This window comes from Anaerobacillus sp. MEB173 (assembly GCF_052119505.1).
In the GTDB taxonomy this organism is placed as follows: Bacteria; Bacillota; Bacilli; order Bacillales; family JBJMAU01; genus JBJMAU01.
In genome coordinates this window covers 291,803-310,256 of record NZ_JBJMAU010000001.1, presented here as the reverse complement: position 1 = coordinate 310,256, position 18,454 = coordinate 291,803, and the positions used below count along the sequence as shown (strand labels likewise).

Here is an 18,454-nt window from a genome sequence, read left to right as displayed (position 1 = left end):
CGCTTCGCTATATTTGCCATGGCCATGGTGAGTCATTCCAGTTCCACGGACAACCGCTGTAGCTGTTTCCATATTGCTGAAGTGGACCATAAATTGCTTCAACCTGACGTTTAATATATTTTCGTTGCTTGGCGCATGTGTTAAACTGACGGATTGCCTCTACATCATTGGGATGAGTATCTAAGTACAGTGTTAATTCAACAAGAACAAAATCAATTGCTTGAAGCTGTTCCATTAACGGGTAAAACTCAGGTGGCAGCTGTTTATGACTCATTATTTCTCACCCCCAATTGATTGCACGGGCCTTTATATGGGTCGTAAAGAGCAGGCCATAACGTACCGGCATAAAGTGCTTCTCGAGGTGAAAATTGCGGCCAGCCATAGGGTTGATAGCAAATATACAAATGTGGCGGAGTTGAATAACACTTTACTCTCATAGGCGGACAAGGGTCAAATGGACTAATATAAGGGTGCCAGTATTTTATCGGTGTAAACTCCATTTTAATCCTCCTTATGTTTATGATTACATTTAAAAAGACGATCGTCTTCGTAAATGTAAGGACCATTTTTCATAAATTCGTGAAAAAATGACTTCGTAAAGACACAGTTTAATAAGCAAACTGTTTTGTTTTCGCGGAGAGAATAAGCTACAATAAAATTGGTTATATTTTCTATTGATAATGAAGGAGGGAATCCAATGCCTATTGAGAATCCTAGTCGAGAAGAAATTAAAGAAATTTTAAAGAACAGTAAGCGAATTGCTGTTGTTGGCTTATCAAACAACCCAGAGCGAACTTCGTATATGGTATCAAAAGCAATGCAAGATGCGGGTTATGACATCATTCCTGTTAACCCAAGTGTAGATGAAGTATTAGGTGTGAAGTCTGTTGGCTCATTAAAGGAGATTGAGGGACACGTCGATATTGTTAATGTATTTCGTCGCAGCGAATTTTTACCAGAGATCGCGAAGGAAGCAGCTGAAATTAACCCTGACGTCTTCTGGGCACAATTAGGTGTCGCGAATGAAGAAGCCTATGACTACTTAAAAGAAAAAGAAATTACAGTGATCATGGATCGTTGCATTAAAGTCGAACATGCAATGACAAAATAATGGATGAAAGAGCCTCTATTTTTAGATTAGAGGTTCTTTATTTTTTAGTTCAGTTAATGTTTTTTTAAGAAAACGCATATGAGCATACGTTTTTTAGATATGAATTGATGTATGGTATATCCTACTATGAAACGGCTTGCTTATATTCCCTTTTAATTTTTTACAACTAAAAACAGCCGAATAATAGTCCACTTATAAAAAAATTTTCGCTGAAGATTAAAGGGGATTAAGCCGTTGATGTAGAAAAAAGTTTGCGAATGAAGAAATTATCGGTAAAATGAAACATAAGTGACTTTGCTTGTCTTTCATAAAATGGAATACTTTATACCAGTCAGGTTCATTGCCGAAAAATTTTTTGTAACACAACGTAATAGCGATATGCTAAAATAGAAAGCCCTGCAAAGCGTAAATATAAACGACATTACATAGAGCAATTATCGTAATGGAAACGCTCTATTTTTGATATGAAATGGAAAGGAGTTTCCACTTTGGCTACAAAAAAAACAATTGAATATAATGATGATGCGATACAAGTTTTAGAAGGTCTTGAGGCGGTAAGGAAACGTCCAGGGATGTATATAGGAAGTACAGATAGTCGAGGATTGCACCATCTTGTCTATGAAATCGTTGATAATTCAGTCGACGAAGTATTAGCTGGATATGGTGACCATATTAAAGTAATCATACATAAAGATAATAGTATTAGTGTTAGTGATGAAGGGCGCGGGATGCCAACGGGTATGCATAAAATGGGTAAGCCAACTCCCGAAGTTATCCTAACGATTCTCCATGCAGGGGGAAAATTCGGGCAAGGCGGATACGCGACAAGCGGTGGTTTACATGGTGTTGGGGCTTCTGTTGTGAATGCCCTTTCAGAATGGCTTGAAGTAGAAATAAAGCGTGACGGTCATATTTTTAAACAGCGCTTTGAAAATGGAGGGAAACCAGTAACAACACTTGAAAAAGTCGGAACAACAAAGAAAACGGGAACAAAGATTCACTTCAAACCTGATCCGAGCATATTCAGTACCACAACTTACAATTTTGAGACCATAACTGAACGTTTACGTGAAGCAGCCTTTTTACTTAAAGGGTTAAAGATTGAAATTAAAGATGAACGCAAAGGGCATGAGGAAAATCATGAACTTTTTCATTACGAAACCGGGATTGAAGCGTTCGTTGAATATTTGAATGAGGATAAAGAAACATTACATCCAGTTGTATTTTTTCAAGGCGAACAAAATGGAATTTCCGTTGAGTTTTCGTTTCAATTTAATGATGCCTACACGGAGAACGTACTTTCCTTTGTTAATAATGTACGTACGAAAGACGGCGGTACCCATGAGTCAGGTGCGAAAACAGCGCTTACGCGTGTTGTGAATGAATATGCTAGGAAGGTCAATTTATTAAAAGAAAAAGACAAAAACTTAGACGGTTCTGATATTCGTGAAGGCTTTACTGCTGTCATTTCGATTCGTGTACCTGAAGAAAAGCTGCAGTTTGAGGGTCAAACGAAAGGGAAGCTTGGAACACCTGAGGCTCGTTCTGCTGTTGACGCAGTTGTGTCAGAGAAGCTGTCCTTTTTCCTTGAGGAAAACCCGGAAATGAGTAATATGCTCATTAAAAAGTCTATTAAAGCAGCACAAGCAAGGGAGGCAGCCCGTAAAGCCCGGGAAGAAGCGAGAAGCGGCAAGAAAAACAAGCGTAAAGATGCGATGCTTAGCGGTAAACTTACGCCTGCACAATCGAAAAACTCAGAGCGCAACGAATTATATCTTGTTGAGGGTGATTCTGCCGGTGGATCTGCAAAGCAAGGACGTGATCGCAAGTTTCAGGCTGTTCTGCCTCTGCGCGGAAAAGTCATCAACACGGAAAAAGCAAAGCTTGCGGATATTATGAAAAATGAGGAAATTAAAACGATCATCTATGCCATTGGCGGCGATGTCGGTGCTGATTTCAAAGTGGAAGATATCAATTACGATAAGATTATTATTATGACGGATGCTGATACAGATGGCGCTCATATACAAGTATTGTTGCTGACATTCTTCTACCGTTATATGCGTCCGTTAATTGAAGTAGGCAAAGTATATATTGCTCTGCCGCCGCTTTATAAAGTAAGTAAAGGGACCGGTAAGAAAGAAGTGATTGAATACGCCTGGGACGAAGACGGTTTAAAGGACGCGATTAAAAAGGTCGGTAAAGGTTATATTATTCAGCGCTACAAAGGTCTTGGTGAAATGGATGCTACTCAGCTGTGGGAAACAACAATGGACCCTGAAACGAGAACACTTATTCGTGTTAAAATCGATGATGCTGCAAGAGCTGAACGTCGCGTTTCAACACTGATGGGTGATAAAGTAGAGCCGCGTCGGAAATGGATTGAAACAAATGTTGCATTCGGATTAGATGAGGAAACAAATATTTTAGAAAACGAAAATCTTTCAATTGACAGAGGGGGTATGTAATTTTGCTATCAGATGAACGTTATTTAGACCTCCCCCTAGAAGATGTCATTGGGGATCGATTTGGTCGCTATAGTAAATACATTATTCAAGACCGTGCCTTGCCTGATGCAAGAGACGGCTTAAAGCCAGTACAACGCCGTATTTTATATGCGATGTACAAAGATGGGAATACGGCCGATAAGCCGTTCCGTAAATCAGCAAAAACAGTTGGTAATGTCATTGGTAACTATCACCCGCACGGTGACTCCTCGGTGTATGAAGCAATGGTTCGAATGAGTCAGGATTGGAAATTGCGCAATCTACTGATTGAAATGCATGGTAACAATGGTTCAATTGACGGTGATCCACCTGCAGCAATGCGTTATACAGAAGCAAGGTTGTCCGCGATTTCGTCTGAGCTTTTACGTGATATTGAGAAGGAAACCGTCGATTTTATCCCGAACTTTGATGATTCACTCGAAGAGCCGGTTGTCTTACCAGCAATGTATCCAAATTTGCTTGTCAATGGTTCAACTGGGATTTCAGCCGGATATGCAACGGATATTCCACCGCATCATTTAGGTGAAGTTATTGATGGTGTCATCTTGCAAATGGAAAACCCATCTGTTTCATTAGATGAGTTGATGAAAATTGTAAAAGGGCCAGATTTTCCAACTGGAGGAACGATTCAAGGGAAGGATGGCATCCGTAAAGCATACGAAACAGGTAAGGGAAAAGTTGTTGTTCGCGGGAAAACAGAAATTGAAACGGTTAAAGGTGGAAAACAGCAAATTGTCATCACTGAAATTCCTTATGAAATTGTTAAAGCGAACCTCGTAAAGAAAATGGATGAGCTTCGTTTGGATAAAAAAGTTGACGGGATTGCTGAAGTACGTGATGAAACAGACAGAACAGGACTTCGAATTGTCGTTGAATTACGAAAAGATGCCGATGCGAATGGCATTTTAAACTATTTATATAAAAATACAGATTTACAGATTTCATATAACTTTAATATGGTGGCGATCTACAACAAAACACCACAGCTAATGGGCCTAAAAAAGCTGCTGCAAGCATACATTGACCATCAGAAGGACGTTGTAACAAAGCGTTCTAAGTATGAATTGCGCAAAGCTGAGGAGCGTCAGCATGTAGTTGAAGGTCTCATCAAAGCGATTTCAATTCTTGATGAAGTGATCGAAACGATTCGCGCCTCCAAGGATAAGCGTGATGCAAAGGATAACTTAATCGCCCGTTTTGGCTTTACTGAGGCTCAATCAGAAGCGATTGTGACATTACAGCTATATCGCCTTACGAATACCGATGTGACTACACTTGAAAAAGAGGCTGATGAACTCGATAAGAAGATCAAGCAACTTCAAGAAATTTTAGGCAGTGAAAAGAAATTAATTTCTGTTATTAAGAAAGAGCTGCTTAAAAATAAAAAGCAGTTTGTTGATGAGCGTAGAACTGTGATCGAGGATGAGATTGAGGAAATTAAGATCAACTTGGAAGTAATGGTTCCTCAAGAAGACACGGTGGTAACAGTCACGAAGGACGGCTATGTAAAACGGACGAGCCCGCGCTCATATGCCGCCTCAAACGGGGAAAGTCCCGGAATGAAAGAGACGGACAGGCTGCTTGCTCACTTTGACATGAGTACAACCGATACGCTGTTACTGTTTACGAAAAAGGGAAATTACTTGTATATTCCAGTCCATCAGCTTCCGGATATACGCTGGAAGGATAGCGGTCAGCATGTCGCAAATATTGTCACGATGGAACGTGATGATCAAATTATTCAAGCCATTCCAATTCAAGAATTTAATGGCGGTTATTTCCTTCTGTTCATAACGAAAAAAGGAATGATTAAAAAGTCAGAGCTGACGTTATATAAAGCACAACGAACTTCAAGGGCACTAATGGCATTAAAATTAAAAGAAGAGGATGATGAAGTCGTTGATGTCTTTTTAACCGATGGAACAAATGATGTTTTCCTTGTTACTCATTTTGGCTACGGACTCTGGTACAGTGAAGAGGAAGTCAGCATTGTCGGTCAACGTGCTTCAGGTGTAAAAGGGATTAATTTAAAAGAAGATGATTTAGTTGTGAACGGCAAAGTGATTGCGACTGATCAGTATGCTGAATTATTCGTTGTCACACAACGGGGTGCGATGAAGAAGATGAAATTAAGTGAGTTTGAGAAGACGTCACGTGCAAAGCGCGGTCTAATCATGCTCCGGGAATTAAAGCGAAATCCACATCGTATTGTTGCTTTTGAAGTAATAACTGAAGGGGACGAACAAATGTTCATACAAGCTGAAAAAGGTCATATTGAAGTCATAGATTCACAGCAATTAAACCCAACCGACCGATACAGTAATGGTTCATTTGTTCTTGATGAAAATCAAGTCGGACTGGTTGTTGATGTATGGAAAGAAATTGTACCGGAAAAAGAATAGTAAGGTGAAAATAACTATCAAACGGAGCTACCTCTGTTTGATAGTTATTTTTTGTTCGGGGTAATGTTCTGGTGCTTTTCTGCTAAAGCTCAATTCTGTCTCCTTTTTGAATGGAATATTTTGAAATGGTACCAGCCGGTAACTCGATTGCTGCTTTTGCATTTTTTACCGGAAAAATTGCTGTCCATGGTTTTACATGTTCCTTAACAAAAACAATTTCATTATTGGCATTTATAAATACAACATCGATCGAGAAAAACATAAAAAACATATGAATCGAATTACATGGGGAAAGTATTATTCCTTCATTAACAATCGGCTTAAAACGAAACATTAACCCTTTTGTTCTTTGAAAAAATGTATCATAATTTGAAATTGTTATTGGAATATTATGTATTTGATTCCCTGAAATTAATTTCATTTCCTCACGACCTTTTACTCTATCTCATAATTAATAGTAACAAACATTAAAAAAACGTAGATATAACGGACTTATTTTATTAAGATTGAGCGTATTATATGTAAAATAAACGATTTAATATAGGTGTATTTTTTGGTAATAGAGGAATAATGTTGCTATTGTACAATATTAATTCGGGTGATAATATTAGTTCATAAGCAATGACACACTTCGACAACAACAAACAGGAAGCTTGTTGTTGCTTTTTATAAAATTATGATAAGGGCAAACCAAGGGAAATCTTGGGACGCAAAACTAGAGGGGCTTCATCGAAAAGCGATATGCCAGCCAGTTGCCGAAAATAGTGATCACCAGATACTATTCTTCGGGGAGTAGTATTTTTTTATGACAAAAACCAAACATTTTGAAAGGTGGTCACACGCAATGATGAACGCAGTAAAACGATTTGTAAAAGAAGAAGAAGGACAAGGAATGACAGAGTACGGCTTAATTTTAGGAGTAATTGCAGTTGGAGCAATTGCAGCATTCGTTGCCTTTGGAGATGCATTAAAAACTAAGGTTGAAGCGTTAAAAGACTCTATCTTAAATTAATAGATAAATAAAAAATGATAAAGGCAAACCAAGGGAAACCTTGAGACGCAAAACTAGAGGGGCTTCATCAAAAACGATATGCCAGCCAGTTGCCGGAAATAGTGATCACATTGATACTATCTTCGGGGGTAGTATTTTTTTATGACATTATATTAAAATAATTTTATATTCTGAAGGGTGGTCACACGCAATGATGAACGCAGTAAAACGATTTGTAAAAGAAGAAGAAGGACAAGGAATGACAGAGTACGGCTTAATTTTAGGAGTAATTGCAGTTGGAGCAATTGCAGCATTTGTTGCCTTTGGTGATACTTTAAAAACAAAGGTTGAGGCACTTAAAGAGTCTGTTCTGAAATAAGGGTCATTACTTATTACTAAATTCCTAACAACTATTATATGTTAATTCTAAAAATCCTACTTTATCTACAGCAGAAAGTAGGATTTTTTTCGAGGTGATCTTTCATGACAATTGCAATCCTCTTTATCATTTTAGCTATTTCATTCTTTACTGACTTGAAAAACAGAAAAATTTTCAATGTTGTTACATTTCCTGCTATCTTGTTAGGTTTTATTATTAACACTGCAACACTCGGCTGGGAAGGGTTTTTATTTAGTTTATTTGGCTTCTTAATGGGATTTGGGTTATTAGTGATCCCTTATGTGTTAGGAGGAATGGCCGCAGGTGATGTCAAGCTACTTATGGCAATTGGTGCATTACAAGGAACAGGTTTTGTTTTCGGTTCCTTTATCTATATTACAATCATTGGCGGAATGATTGCCTTCGTCATTTTACTTAAGCAAAAAGAGCTAATAAATACGTTAAAGCGAATTTTCTTTTCAGCTCAACTTAGATCACTGGACAGTTTGAATAAAAATGAATACCATCATGCTTTTCCCTACGGCGTGGCGATCGTTTTAGGTACAGTTTGCTACACGGGAGTGAATGTATTTTGATTAGATCACAAAAAGGTCAAGCAACTGTTGAATTAGCTTTATCATTAACGATACTCTTATTTTTATTGTTTGGAATTATTGACTTCGGTCGTATATTCCATTCTTATCTTACTCTTGAGCATGCAGGACGGGAAGCTGCCAGAGTAGCGAGTGTTGGTGGAACGGATGCACAAATTCATGAAAGGATAAGTGCAGCTGCTCCAACCTTAACATCAAGTGCAATGAACGTTTCAATCTCACCTTCAAAGGGAAGTCGATCGCGTGGCACATATGTCACCGTTCATTTGTCTTATCCAGTAACATTCTCCATTCCATTGTTTAAAGAAATATTACCTGAAACCGTAGTGCTGCAATCGAAAACGGTAATGAGGATTGAATGATGCTGAATAACTTTCTAAAAAAAGAAGATGGTGCTGTTATTGTTTTAGTGGCATTTAGTATGTCAATTTTTATCGGGTTTATGGCTTTAGTCCTTGATGCGGGTTCCCTTTACCTTGAAAAAAACAGACTCCAAAAAATCGTTGATGCGGCGGCATTAGCGGGTGCGCAGGAGCTTCCGAGTTTTCATGCCAAAGCACAAGGAGAAGTCAATAAAACGATACAATTTAATCAAGGTGATTTGAGTCATTTTTCAACAAGGATTCAAAATACATCCATTGAGGTCACCGCAAATAAACAAGCAACAATGCACTTTGCGACTGTACTCGGAATTAGTGAACCAACCATCCAAGCAAGGGCGAGAGTTGACTTACTCCCAATCCAATCTGGAATAGGAGCGATTCCTTTAGGCGTTCAACCAACTCATAATTTAGCTTTTGGTGTTAGTCAAACGTTAAAGGTCAGTGATTCGGCTAGTGGGAACTTTGGGGCAATCGCCTTAACAGGTCCCGGTGCCAAAAACTACACGACGGATTTAATGAATGGGTATGGATTTGAGTTAAAGGTAGGGTCAACCTTAAGTACGGAAACCGGAAACCTTGCCGGGCCGACGAGGGATGGGATACAACCGAGGATATCAGCTTGTCCCAATGCTACCTATTTAAATTACCCACCAGGCTGTGCTCGTGTTGTGCTCGTCCCAATTTATGAGCCGGTTCAATTGGATCAAAATCAAATAAAACAAGTTCGTGTTGTTGGTTTTGCTTCATTTTTTATCGAAAGTGTCTCTTCAACAAACCAAGGTGCAGAAGTTGTAGGACGGTTTATACAGGTTGCTCAATCAGGTGAATCTTCTCCAAATCAATCCAATTTCGGAACATATGGATATAAACTTACACAGTAAATAGGTGATGAACGTGAATATGAAAAAACTTTGGATGCTGGCTATCACATTTGGCATGGTGATGTCCATTTTGATCTATCTAGTAGCCTCCCAAGATGAAACAAATGAACAGTCAGTAATGGCAGCCCAGGAAGTAGTAGAGGAAACAAGTCCTGAGGAGGACCCAGTGGATGCCTTTGAAATTGAAGCAGGAAAAAGAGCGATGTCGATTGCAGTAAATTCTATTCAAAGTGTGTCAGGCTTTGTGAGACCAGGATCTTACGTTGATATTGTCGCTGTACTACCTTTACCAACGGATGAACATACATCATCACAAGTGATTCTCAGCAATGTAAAAATCATAGCGGTTGGCAAAACAGTAACAAATGAGCCAGATGCGAATCAGGAGCCATATGAAATGGTTACCCTAGAAGTAAGTCCGTCTGAAGGGGCGACACTTGCTTATGTACAAGAAATTGGTGTGATGACTCTTATGCTTCGCGGAGGAGAAGATGAGGCCCCTTCACCACAGGTGAAAATATCCTTAGAGCAATTAATGAAATAGGCGTTTTAACTGCCCGTTGTTCAGGATAAAAGGAATGATACGAATATGAGAATGAATTATTTTATTTTATCTGAAAAAAGAATGTACTCAACCGCCGTTAAAATGATGCTTGTTGATTTGAAAAAAAGCAGCAAGATTTTTGATATAGTTTCTGATTTGAAAGCGGACCTGGCATTAGCTAAAGGAACCGTTGTCATTATCGGGCCTAATAGTAGCAATAATCCATACGACATTTGTCAGGAAATTACACGAACGTTCCCACTTACAGCTGTACTTTTATTATTAAATAAAGACAATATCGATTACAAAAAAGCGATGTTTGCCGGTGCTGTTGATGTCCTTGATATTGAAAGCGATGAAGCGGAAGTAATTGAATCGGTCACAAAAGCTGAAAAAGTTGTTCAGTTAAAGCTCGAAGGTGACTCCAGTAGAGATGATGATGAAAAGGAAGGCAAGGTTATTACGGTTTGCAGTACAAAAGGCGGTGTAGGGAAAACTACGATTAGTGTTAATACTGCCGTGTCCTTAAACAAACATAACTTAAAGGTTGCAGTCATTGATTTAGATTTACAATTTGGTGATGTCGCCCTGTTGTTTGACCAGCAAATCAACCAATCAATCTATGACTGGGTCAAGCAGTCTTATGAGAACGGCGATAAATCCATTGACCGGTATGTATTACACAATAAGAGTGGAATTGATATTATCGCAGCCCCGACACAACCGGAATTTGCAGAATTGGTTACAGGAGAACATATCGCATATCTGTTAGAAACGATGAAAAAAGAGTACGATATCATTATCGTTGATACTCCCCCAGCCTTTGTTGAAACAAGTTTAGTAGCTCTAGAGCATTCCGATATTATTATTCTCGTTGCCACATTAGATTTGCCAGCATTGAAAAATGGGAAATTGGCGATTGAAACGTTGGATTTATTAGGACTTAAAGAGAAGATCAAACCAATCTTAAACCGAGATTCCGATTCAGAAGGCATGACAAAGGAAGTGGTTGAGAATGTATTGGGGGTAAAGATTGAAGCAACAATTCCAAGTGACTACCGCACTGTCATTTCATCGATCAATAAAGGTGAACCATTTGTCACAATGGCACCAAGAAAGCCAGTAGCCAAAGCATTGATGAAACTATCGGAACAGTTAGTCAATCTAAAACCAGTAGGCACACAGGCAAGAAAGCAAGAAAAGAAGAAACGATCGTTTTTCCTAAGCAAAAATAAAAAATAAAGGGAGATGTTACATGTCATTATTAAAACGTCTTAATGAAAAAAATCTCTCTACTGTTACGAATGAACAAGGACAAGACCATATTTCATTAAAAAATAGGGAAGCAAACAGACCAAAGGAGTCAGAGCTAAAAAAAGCATTACAAAGCCACCTGATTACCGAGTTAAAAAAGAAACCTAACCTATCTGATGACGAGCAAAAGGAACTCATTGAAACAGAGGCCATGAAGTTTCTCAATGACAAAAATGAACGTTTATCATTTGAAGATAAACAAGAGTTAACGAATACTGTGACATATGAGTTAATTGGCTTTGGACCAATTACCGCCTTATTAAATGATCCAGATGTTTCAGAAATTATGGTTAATGGGCCATTTCAAATTTATGTCGAGAAAAAAGGGAAACTCATATTAAGTGACTATTACTTCCGTGATAATGAGCATGTTTTACAGGTCATCGAAAAAATTGTCTCACCACTTGGCAGAAGAATTGATGAAAGCAGTCCAATGGTCGATGCTCGTCTTCCTGATGGCTCAAGGGTGAACGCAATTATCCCGCCATTATCATTAGTGGGACCGTCCATTACCATTCGAAAATTTCCACAAAATCGTCTGCAAATCTCTGATTTGATTGGTTTTGGATCGATGACTGATGAAATGGCACAGTTTCTTGATGCTTGTGTTAAAGCAAGGCTCAACATTTTTATTAGCGGTGGAACAGGGAGTGGGAAAACGAGTTTATTAAATGTCCTATCCTCCTTTATCCCACATGACGAAAGAATTGTAACAATAGAAGATGCGGCAGAGCTGCAACTCTTACAGGATCATGTTGTTTCTTTAGAGACAAGGCCGCCGAATATTGAAGGAAAAGGCTCAGTTACGATACGTGATCTTGTTAAAAACTCTCTTCGAATGAGACCTGATCGAATCGTTATCGGTGAGGTTAGAAGCGGTGAAGCATTGGACATGCTTCAAGCGATGAACACTGGTCATGATGGATCATTAGCAACAGGTCATTCGAATTCACCACGTGAAATGTTATCGCGTCTTGAAACGATGGTCTTAATGGCTGGAATGGATTTGCCAATCCGAGCAATTAGAGAACAAATGGCCGGTGCCATTGACCTCATTATTCAACAATCACGATTAAAGGATGGAAGCCGAAAAATTGTTAGTATAACAGAGGTTATTGGAATGGAAGGTGAAACGATCGTCTTGCAAGACTTATTTATGTTTAATCAAACGGGAACAACTGCAGACGGAAAAGTGATTGGGAAACATATTTCCACAGGGATTCGTCCGTACTGTTCTGAAAAGCTGGAGCAATATGGCTATGAGCTACCTGCCGCTTGGTTCCAAGGGGAGTGACATTGGTGATACTCATCATTTTTATCCTATCTACACTTAGCTTTGTTTTTATTGGAATGTTTTTTTTAAAACGTCAGCAAAAAGTAAAACGAAGAATCGAGCAATTTATTTCTAATAAATCTAATAACGTTGTCTATGAAAATGTGAAAACACCAATGAAAAAAACACCTATGAAGAACCTCATTCATCGTATCTCGAAGAATATAAAAACTTCTGATACGAAGCGAAATAAGCTTGAGAATGAATTGGAAAGTGCAGGTTTACCGCTAAAGGTTGAGGAATTTATTACAATTCGGATTATCATTTTTGGCATGGCCTTTGTTTTTTCCTTATTGTTAGGTGGACACTTTGTTGTTTCGATTTTGTTAGGTTTTATTGGCTGGCAACTGCTATCGGTTTACGTAAAAAAGAAAAAGAGTGCCAGAATTGCGGCTAGTGCGCAACAATTGCCGCAAGCATTAGAAATCATGGCAAATGCGATGAAGTCAGGTTTTAGCTTTATGCAGGCGATGCAATTAGTATCGAAGGAGTTACCAGACCCACTTGGAACAGAGTTTCAACGAACAATAAAGGAAATCAATTTAGGAATTTCTACTGAGGTGGCTTTTGACAACCTCTTGCAACGGTTACCAAATAAAGACCTGGAAATTGTTGTCACAGCTGTGTTAATCCAACGGTCTACTGGGGGGAATTTGGCTACGATTCTGGAAACCATTCAAGAAACAATTTCTGAGAGAGTAAGAATGAAGGATGAATTAAAAGCATTAACTTCGCAAGGAAGGATGTCAGCTTTAGTCATCACTTTATTACCTGTTGTACTAGGCTTACTAATCAATGTCATGAATCCTGAATTTTTTAGCCCAATGTTCACTCATCCTTTAGGCTGGGTGTTATTAGGAGGAGGGACGGTATCTGGTATCTTAGGATGGATTTTTATTCAGAAGGTCGTCACGATTGAGGTGTAATGTATGATAAATCTACTATTATGTTTGGTCTCATTTTTATTTTTCACATCGGTTGGACTCATCGTCCTCATTCGAGTTTATCGCGATAGAATGATTATACAACGTAGAACAAGTCCTTTTATAACAAACGAAGCCGAGATGCAAATAGATCACGATGAAGAGCTTTCTAAGAAATCGTTTTATCAGCGATTAATTCAACCGTTGTTTATAAAAATTCGTGGCATGGCTATTGGGAAGATGCCAAAGCAAAAAATGGAGCAGATCGAGAAGAAATTACAAGCTGCAGGACATCCGTTTGGTATGTCAGCCGGTGATTTTATTCTCCTGCAATTATTTTTACCAATGAGCATATTTTTTTTGTTTATGATATTATTTATACCTGCATCAGGAGAAACGATGAAGGTCCTAATACTATCAGGATTTGTAGCGATTTTTGTCTATGCCTATACTAATTACTACTTAACGGCTAAGAGTAAACTGCAAACAAAACTGATTGATAAAGCAATGCCTGATTTCTTTGATATGTTAAATGTTTCAATTGAGGCTGGGATGGGACTGGATGGGGCTCTAAAAAAAGTATGCAGTCAAATGGATACATCACTATCAAAGGAATTTCTATCAGCATTAGAGGATATGAAACTGGGAAAATCAAGAAAACAAGCATTTACGGAGTTAAGAGAGCGGGTACCGTCTGACTTTTTCAAAAGTGTTATGGGCTCAATCATTCAAGCTGATCAAATGGGGATAGGGATGAGTAAAGTACTCAGAACACAAACACAGCGAATTCGAGAAAAACAACGTTATACAGCGAAAGAACAAGCAATGAAAGCACCAGTCAAAATGCTGATCCCAATGGTTCTTTTCATTTTTCCAACACTTTTCATCGTCCTTATTGGACCTGTAATTGTGAATCTCGTTATTGAATTTCTGTAGATTATACCGATCCAAGGCCAGTTAGACATAAATAACTTAGATTCTCCTCCTATATAGGGATTGGATACCTACCTTGTGTTACTAGTATGAGAAGAGCGGAATCCCTGTTAAGTAGAGAACGCCTTTGGACGAAAACTCATATATTACAGTAGGTAAAGAAGGAGGAAAAAAAAGGTCATGAACAGTAAAAGTGTTACCGATCCCTCGAAAAAAGATCACTTTGGTCACCTCGGTCAGAAAATCTTTAAGTCAAAAAGCCATGGAAGAAAAAGATCTGTTATTACTTTAAGTGGCATAATTAGTCATATTGGGGTTAATCATATCGATCTAGTGCGAGATAATCAAACGACCATTAGAGTACTAACAGACCGGATTTCAAAAGTGAAATGGATTGATCGTAACTGCCGAAACAAATGCGTTGACGGGGTCAATCTTGACTGTGATTGTAACGAAAGACATACTCTGACATGTTCGCACTGCCATCATCATTTTAATGATTGCAGATGTCGTCTGAAATTCAATCGCATACATGATCATGTTATTCCATTTTGCGATGATCGGATTCACTTACGGTTAGCCGGATTAACCGATAGTATCAATTTTAAACTATTTCGCCATCAAGGTTGTAAAGTTATTTTAGAACTTCATGAATTAAAAAATGAAGGAGTCCTCTATTAAGGTGGATTCCTTCATTTTTTAATTACTTTTCTAGTTCAATGATACACATTTCATCAAAGTCTATGGCTTGTTTTTCCCCATACTCCTCAAGCACAACGGATCTTTTCCTTACGTTGACGAAAGTTCCTGTAAGTTCGTGCTCATCACTATTGGTCTTCACATAACAATAATATCCAACATAACTTTCAAGGAACATACTTAAGTCCAAACCAAAAAATAAATTGAGCAGGAAAGGACTTCTTGTTACGACTTCGCTAAAATGAAAAGTCAGGTTACGTCTAAAGCATGGATCGATATTAATTAATTCTTGTTCTTGATGAGGTTTGTCATTTCTATCCGCAAAATGAATAGACAGAACTCTGTCCGTAATGATAACCATTATGTTATTAGTATCCACACTCTCCATGACAATAAAATCTTTACCTGCATCTAAAAAACGTCCTAAAATCTTTTTCCCCATGACTCCGCATTTTACGATGATTACTACAGTTAGCTTTCTTAATTTGCGAAGACTAAGTTGAAGAGCTCTTTCATTTATATCGTCATCATCATTGGCTAGGGCGAGCAACAGTTCATTCGCTTGTTCAATACATTTTTTTATTTCAACGAATTCTTGTGGAGAAAAGGCAGTATTAGGTGACGGGAATTTTGGTTGAGGAATTTGTTCCGGACAGTTACAAGGGAGGCAAAATCCGTCATCCTCATTTACTGGTACATTTTCTGGACAACAAAACATCTTATGGGTGATAGGATCTTGGCTATCTTGTTTTTTTATCACTGTATGAGTCTGTTTTTCCTTCTTACGAGTTGAAATCGCCAATTCCTCCTTTCTTTGGGTCATATAACTACTGTATGGATTCATTTAGCTTTGTGGTTGGGCAAACAGACTAATTCTTGATAATTCAAATTGCTTATTAAAATAGAAAATAACTTGAATAGTGCAAGCCCATAAAAACATAGATGTAAGAAGTAGGTGGTAGGAGGAGTGGCATCTAGTGTTAATTGAAAATCTAGGTTATCTACTGTATGGAAACCTGGTGCTGATCGGATTTATTTATGTTTATCTTTATAAGTTAAGAAAATTAATTGGGTTTCAGTTAGGTATGAATATCTCTATGCTTGTTGGAGGCTTTGGCGCGATTGTAACAGGTATTATATTAATTTATCAGTTCCCATTAAAATTTGTACTTATAACGATCATCTCAACAATGCTAGGTATGTTGATTGGCGGATTGTTTGGCGGATTATTTGATTATCAAACTCTTTTAACTGGTTATATTAATGGTCTTATGATGGGAATCATGGCACCTATGGTTGGAGCAGCAGCAAATAACAGTATTCTTTTTCTTTCTTTTATTGAATCTGTCTTTCTGTTTTCACTTATTCTAGTATTTTTTTCCGCCAAACATACGTAGCAAGAAGGAAGGGATTTGTCAAAGGTGAATATGAACCTTCTTTTGATCATGATTTTAATAGTGAACGGGTTAATAGGCAGTCTAATATATAACCTTATGTATAAAAAAAGAAAATTGTTCACTGATCGTTATGGGATGGTTATGACTATGTGCAGCAGCGGTGTATTAAGTGTTAATCTTGCGATGCTCATTCACTTTTTGTTACCTGCAAACCTGGTACTTATTACTTTTATTGCGACCGTAATTGGCGGGACTATCGGAATTTTATTTGGATCTCTTGTGAAATTTCAATCATTATTAGCGGGTTTTTTCTATGGAGCCATTGGAGGGATTATGGGAACAATGTTTGGTGCAGTTATTGAAAATCCGGCATTATGTGGTTTGCCCGCTTCTTATTTAAATAGCGTTGATCAAAATATGATTATCTTCAGCCTATTTGGAACAGCTCTCGTTAGTACGTCTATTGGTTTACTATATTACTCTTTGCGAGTCTGATAGAGATAATAAATCAGTTTCATAAAGAGAGAGGAAGGGCAGGATGGTGAATCAAAAAGAAAGAAAGAAAAAGCGTATTTACTTAAACGAGTATGTAGAAAATTTATTAGAAAAACAAAAACAAGAACATGTGAAGAAAGACATTATCAATGAATTTAATGAACGCAATGGGCAAGGGTTGACTTCACCAACGACAACGACGACAACGGATGAGACACGGTTACTAATGGAATATATAGACCGTGCTAATTTATTTCATATATCTAAGCAAGATGAAAAACGAGGAAAGATACTAAAGCTACGCAAGTTTTTTAAATCAAAGCGCAATCAGCAAGTCGAAATCTATTTTAATTGTGGTAGAGAATCACGTTATAAAGAAGGGAAAGTAAGTACGATTGGCAGGGATTTTGTCATGCTTACAAACTTGAAAAAACGAATGTGGATTCCGTATTCAGTGATTGAATCAGCGAATATTGTTTTCGGGGTGCCTAATTATTCGAATACGCATCAGCATTATCTTTATGATAACAATTTACGTTACAAACTCCTTCATCAATTTGGAGATACAGTTTCAAAGCGAGACCTCGTAAAACAACAATTTTTTGAAGAATCACTGCTTACTAATTTAGACACCTGGAAAGAAACTTGGGTCGTGGTTCATCTTGATGAAGGTAATAAAAAAACAGGGAAAATTATTAATTCAATAGATAATCAATTAACATTGTCATTCTGGGGAAGTGTGGAATACGTCCTTATAAAGGATATCACGTATATCGAAACGATTCGACTGCTTAGTTTGTTTAAGCACGTGCTTCAACACTATCATACTGAATAAGATATTCTCAATTATTAATAAAAGGAGGGTTTTCATGGCAAGCGAGAAAAATGTGAGCGGCAATATACATGAAAGCTCAGAGGAGATTGAAGATCGTTTACTGAGAGAATTACAAGCACTTATTGGAGAAAATATTTTAATTGTAACAGAATCAGACCAGCTTAATTTATTTGGTCAAACCTTCCGCCCGATATTTTGTGGGAAAATATCTGATGTTCAACAAGGACATCTCACTTTATTTCCAGTCAACATTAAAATCGTAAATGCGCCATTCTTTAATTTTCCAACTCCATTAAGTATTCCATTAGAAAAAATTGCCCACTTTACTCCAGACTTTGATTGTGATGCAAGACTTCCACTTACCTGAATTATGTTTAATAGGGGGTTCTGATAACAAATGAAACATGAATCTGGAATGTTTGATGGTTCTTTGCCGTTAATAAATGTCATACATGATCAAGCGCTTATACAGGATTTTATTAATGGGATTGGTCACAATATCTTCATTTTGACTCCTTCCTTCCCATATGTTTTCATTGGTAAATTGGCCGATGTTATCGAAGACCATGCAGTTATTGATGTGAAGGTCACATCGATATCAGAATTGGAAAACCGACAGTGGAATGTTCATATTCATCAGGTTGAAGCCTATTATATACAGAGAAAAGGACAACCGAGAATACCGCAATTAAAGGAAGACTAATAGTTTAGTG

General features: G+C 37.8%; 23 protein-coding genes and 2 riboswitches. Of the genes, 19 read left to right on the top strand and 4 right to left on the bottom strand.

The genetic code is table 11. The annotated features are described in order from the left end of the window. Positions 1 to 7 precede the first annotated feature (7 nt). Together ACJ2A9_RS01530 and ACJ2A9_RS01525 are read right to left on the bottom strand one after the other, a co-directional pair. Complete coding sequence (locus ACJ2A9_RS01530; protein ID WP_441419838.1) at positions 8 to 274, bottom strand: spore coat protein CotJB; 267 nt, start codon at positions 272 to 274, stop codon at positions 8 to 10. Further along, on the bottom strand, positions 264 to 500 hold the full coding sequence (locus ACJ2A9_RS01525) for a spore coat associated protein CotJA (RefSeq protein ID WP_441419837.1): 237 nt from the start codon (positions 498 to 500) through the stop codon (positions 264 to 266). Before ACJ2A9_RS01525 ends, ACJ2A9_RS01530 begins: the two co-directional genes overlap by 11 nt. Positions 501 to 697: 197 nt before the next feature. Between ACJ2A9_RS01525 and ACJ2A9_RS01520 the strand changes: the two genes are divergently transcribed. The 3 genes from ACJ2A9_RS01520 to parC all read left to right on the top strand — a co-directional run bounded on the left by ACJ2A9_RS01520 (position 698) and on the right by parC (position 6,020). After that, a complete protein-coding gene (locus tag ACJ2A9_RS01520; RefSeq protein WP_441419836.1) occupies positions 698 to 1,111 on the top strand; it encodes a CoA-binding protein in 414 nt (137 codons plus the stop codon). A 488-nt stretch (positions 1,112 to 1,599) separates the two neighbouring features. Next, positions 1,600 to 3,579, top strand: a complete 1,980-nt coding sequence (parE, locus tag ACJ2A9_RS01515) for a DNA topoisomerase IV subunit B (protein WP_441419835.1) — start codon at positions 1,600 to 1,602, stop codon at positions 3,577 to 3,579. Positions 3,580 to 3,581: 2 nt separating this feature from the next. Next, entirely contained in the window at positions 3,582 to 6,020 is a 2,439-nt protein-coding gene (parC, locus tag ACJ2A9_RS01510; RefSeq protein ID WP_441419834.1) for a DNA topoisomerase IV subunit A, read from the top strand. A gap of 82 nt (positions 6,021 to 6,102) precedes the next feature. On the opposite strand, the gene ACJ2A9_RS01505 is transcribed toward parC, so the two are convergent. Further along, positions 6,103 to 6,441, bottom strand: coding sequence for a DUF192 domain-containing protein (locus ACJ2A9_RS01505; protein WP_441419833.1), 339 nt, complete (start codon positions 6,439 to 6,441; stop codon positions 6,103 to 6,105). 253 nt (positions 6,442 to 6,694) lie between these two features. Further along, a riboswitch (cyclic di-GMP riboswitch) is annotated at positions 6,695 to 6,780 on the top strand. An 84-nt stretch (positions 6,781 to 6,864) separates the two neighbouring features. Here ACJ2A9_RS01505 and ACJ2A9_RS01500 point away from each other — a divergent pair. The 11 genes from ACJ2A9_RS01500 to ACJ2A9_RS01450 all read left to right on the top strand — a co-directional run bounded on the left by ACJ2A9_RS01500 (position 6,865) and on the right by ACJ2A9_RS01450 (position 14,996). After that, positions 6,865 to 7,032: a Flp family type IVb pilin gene (locus ACJ2A9_RS01500; RefSeq protein ID WP_441419832.1), complete on the top strand. Its 168-nt coding sequence runs from the start codon at positions 6,865 to 6,867 to the stop codon at positions 7,030 to 7,032. 12 nt (positions 7,033 to 7,044) lie between these two features. Continuing rightward, positions 7,045 to 7,129, top strand: a riboswitch (cyclic di-GMP riboswitch). Positions 7,130 to 7,222: 93 nt separating this feature from the next. Continuing rightward, positions 7,223 to 7,390: a Flp family type IVb pilin gene (locus ACJ2A9_RS01495; RefSeq protein ID WP_441419831.1), complete on the top strand. Its 168-nt coding sequence runs from the start codon at positions 7,223 to 7,225 to the stop codon at positions 7,388 to 7,390. A gap of 104 nt (positions 7,391 to 7,494) precedes the next feature. Next, positions 7,495 to 7,986 (top strand): A24 family peptidase, encoded by a 492-nt coding sequence (locus ACJ2A9_RS01490; protein ID WP_441419830.1) that lies wholly within the window; start codon positions 7,495 to 7,497, stop codon positions 7,984 to 7,986. Next, positions 7,983 to 8,366 carry a TadE/TadG family type IV pilus assembly protein gene (locus tag ACJ2A9_RS01485; protein ID WP_441419829.1) on the top strand — a complete coding sequence of 128 codons (384 nt, stop codon included), beginning with the start codon at positions 7,983 to 7,985 and terminating at the stop codon, positions 8,364 to 8,366. The genes ACJ2A9_RS01490 and ACJ2A9_RS01485 overlap by 4 nt, the downstream gene beginning before the upstream one ends. Beyond that, positions 8,366 to 9,268: a pilus assembly protein TadG-related protein gene (locus ACJ2A9_RS01480; protein ID WP_441419828.1), complete on the top strand. Its 903-nt coding sequence runs from the start codon at positions 8,366 to 8,368 to the stop codon at positions 9,266 to 9,268. Before ACJ2A9_RS01485 ends, ACJ2A9_RS01480 begins: the two co-directional genes overlap by 1 nt. 19 nt (positions 9,269 to 9,287) lie before the next feature. Beyond that, positions 9,288 to 9,812, top strand: coding sequence for a Flp pilus assembly protein CpaB (cpaB, locus tag ACJ2A9_RS01475; RefSeq protein WP_441420380.1), 525 nt, complete (start codon positions 9,288 to 9,290; stop codon positions 9,810 to 9,812). Between the two features lie 45 nt (positions 9,813 to 9,857). After that, positions 9,858 to 11,054, top strand: coding sequence for an AAA family ATPase (locus tag ACJ2A9_RS01470; RefSeq protein WP_441419827.1), 1,197 nt, complete (start codon positions 9,858 to 9,860; stop codon positions 11,052 to 11,054). A 13-nt stretch (positions 11,055 to 11,067) separates the two neighbouring features. After that, complete coding sequence (locus ACJ2A9_RS01465) at positions 11,068 to 12,420, top strand: CpaF family protein (protein ID WP_441419826.1); 1,353 nt, start codon at positions 11,068 to 11,070, stop codon at positions 12,418 to 12,420. Between the two features lie 5 nt (positions 12,421 to 12,425). After that, on the top strand, positions 12,426 to 13,385 hold the full coding sequence (locus tag ACJ2A9_RS01460) for a type II secretion system F family protein (protein WP_441419825.1): 960 nt from the start codon (positions 12,426 to 12,428) through the stop codon (positions 13,383 to 13,385). 3 nt (positions 13,386 to 13,388) lie between these two features. After that, on the top strand, positions 13,389 to 14,318 hold the full coding sequence (locus ACJ2A9_RS01455; RefSeq protein ID WP_441419824.1) for a type II secretion system F family protein: 930 nt from the start codon (positions 13,389 to 13,391) through the stop codon (positions 14,316 to 14,318). 177 nt (positions 14,319 to 14,495) lie between these two features. After that, positions 14,496 to 14,996 carry a hypothetical protein gene (locus ACJ2A9_RS01450; protein ID WP_441419823.1) on the top strand — a complete coding sequence of 167 codons (501 nt, stop codon included), beginning with the start codon at positions 14,496 to 14,498 and terminating at the stop codon, positions 14,994 to 14,996. A 22-nt stretch (positions 14,997 to 15,018) separates the two neighbouring features. Here the strand turns inward: ACJ2A9_RS01450 and ACJ2A9_RS01445 are convergent, their stop codons facing one another. Then, positions 15,019 to 15,816, bottom strand: coding sequence for a hypothetical protein (locus ACJ2A9_RS01445; RefSeq protein ID WP_441419822.1), 798 nt, complete (start codon positions 15,814 to 15,816; stop codon positions 15,019 to 15,021). Between the two features lie 175 nt (positions 15,817 to 15,991). Between ACJ2A9_RS01445 and ACJ2A9_RS01440 the strand changes: the two genes are divergently transcribed. From ACJ2A9_RS01440 to ACJ2A9_RS01420, 5 genes are read left to right on the top strand one after another with little or no spacing between them, the layout of a single operon-like run. After that, positions 15,992 to 16,411, top strand: a complete 420-nt coding sequence (locus ACJ2A9_RS01440; protein WP_441419821.1) for a hypothetical protein — start codon at positions 15,992 to 15,994, stop codon at positions 16,409 to 16,411. A 24-nt stretch (positions 16,412 to 16,435) separates the two neighbouring features. Then, positions 16,436 to 16,906, top strand: a complete 471-nt coding sequence (locus tag ACJ2A9_RS01435) for a hypothetical protein (protein WP_441420379.1) — start codon at positions 16,436 to 16,438, stop codon at positions 16,904 to 16,906. A 43-nt stretch (positions 16,907 to 16,949) separates the two neighbouring features. Then, positions 16,950 to 17,741, top strand: coding sequence for a hypothetical protein (locus ACJ2A9_RS01430; protein ID WP_441419820.1), 792 nt, complete (start codon positions 16,950 to 16,952; stop codon positions 17,739 to 17,741). A gap of 34 nt (positions 17,742 to 17,775) precedes the next feature. Beyond that, the gene (locus ACJ2A9_RS01425; RefSeq protein WP_441419819.1) at positions 17,776 to 18,108 is read left to right on the top strand and encodes a hypothetical protein; all 333 of its coding nucleotides are present in this window, start codon (positions 17,776 to 17,778) and stop codon (positions 18,106 to 18,108) included. A 30-nt stretch (positions 18,109 to 18,138) separates the two neighbouring features. Then, on the top strand, positions 18,139 to 18,444 hold the full coding sequence (locus tag ACJ2A9_RS01420) for a hypothetical protein (RefSeq protein WP_441419818.1): 306 nt from the start codon (positions 18,139 to 18,141) through the stop codon (positions 18,442 to 18,444). Positions 18,445 to 18,454 lie beyond the last annotated feature (10 nt).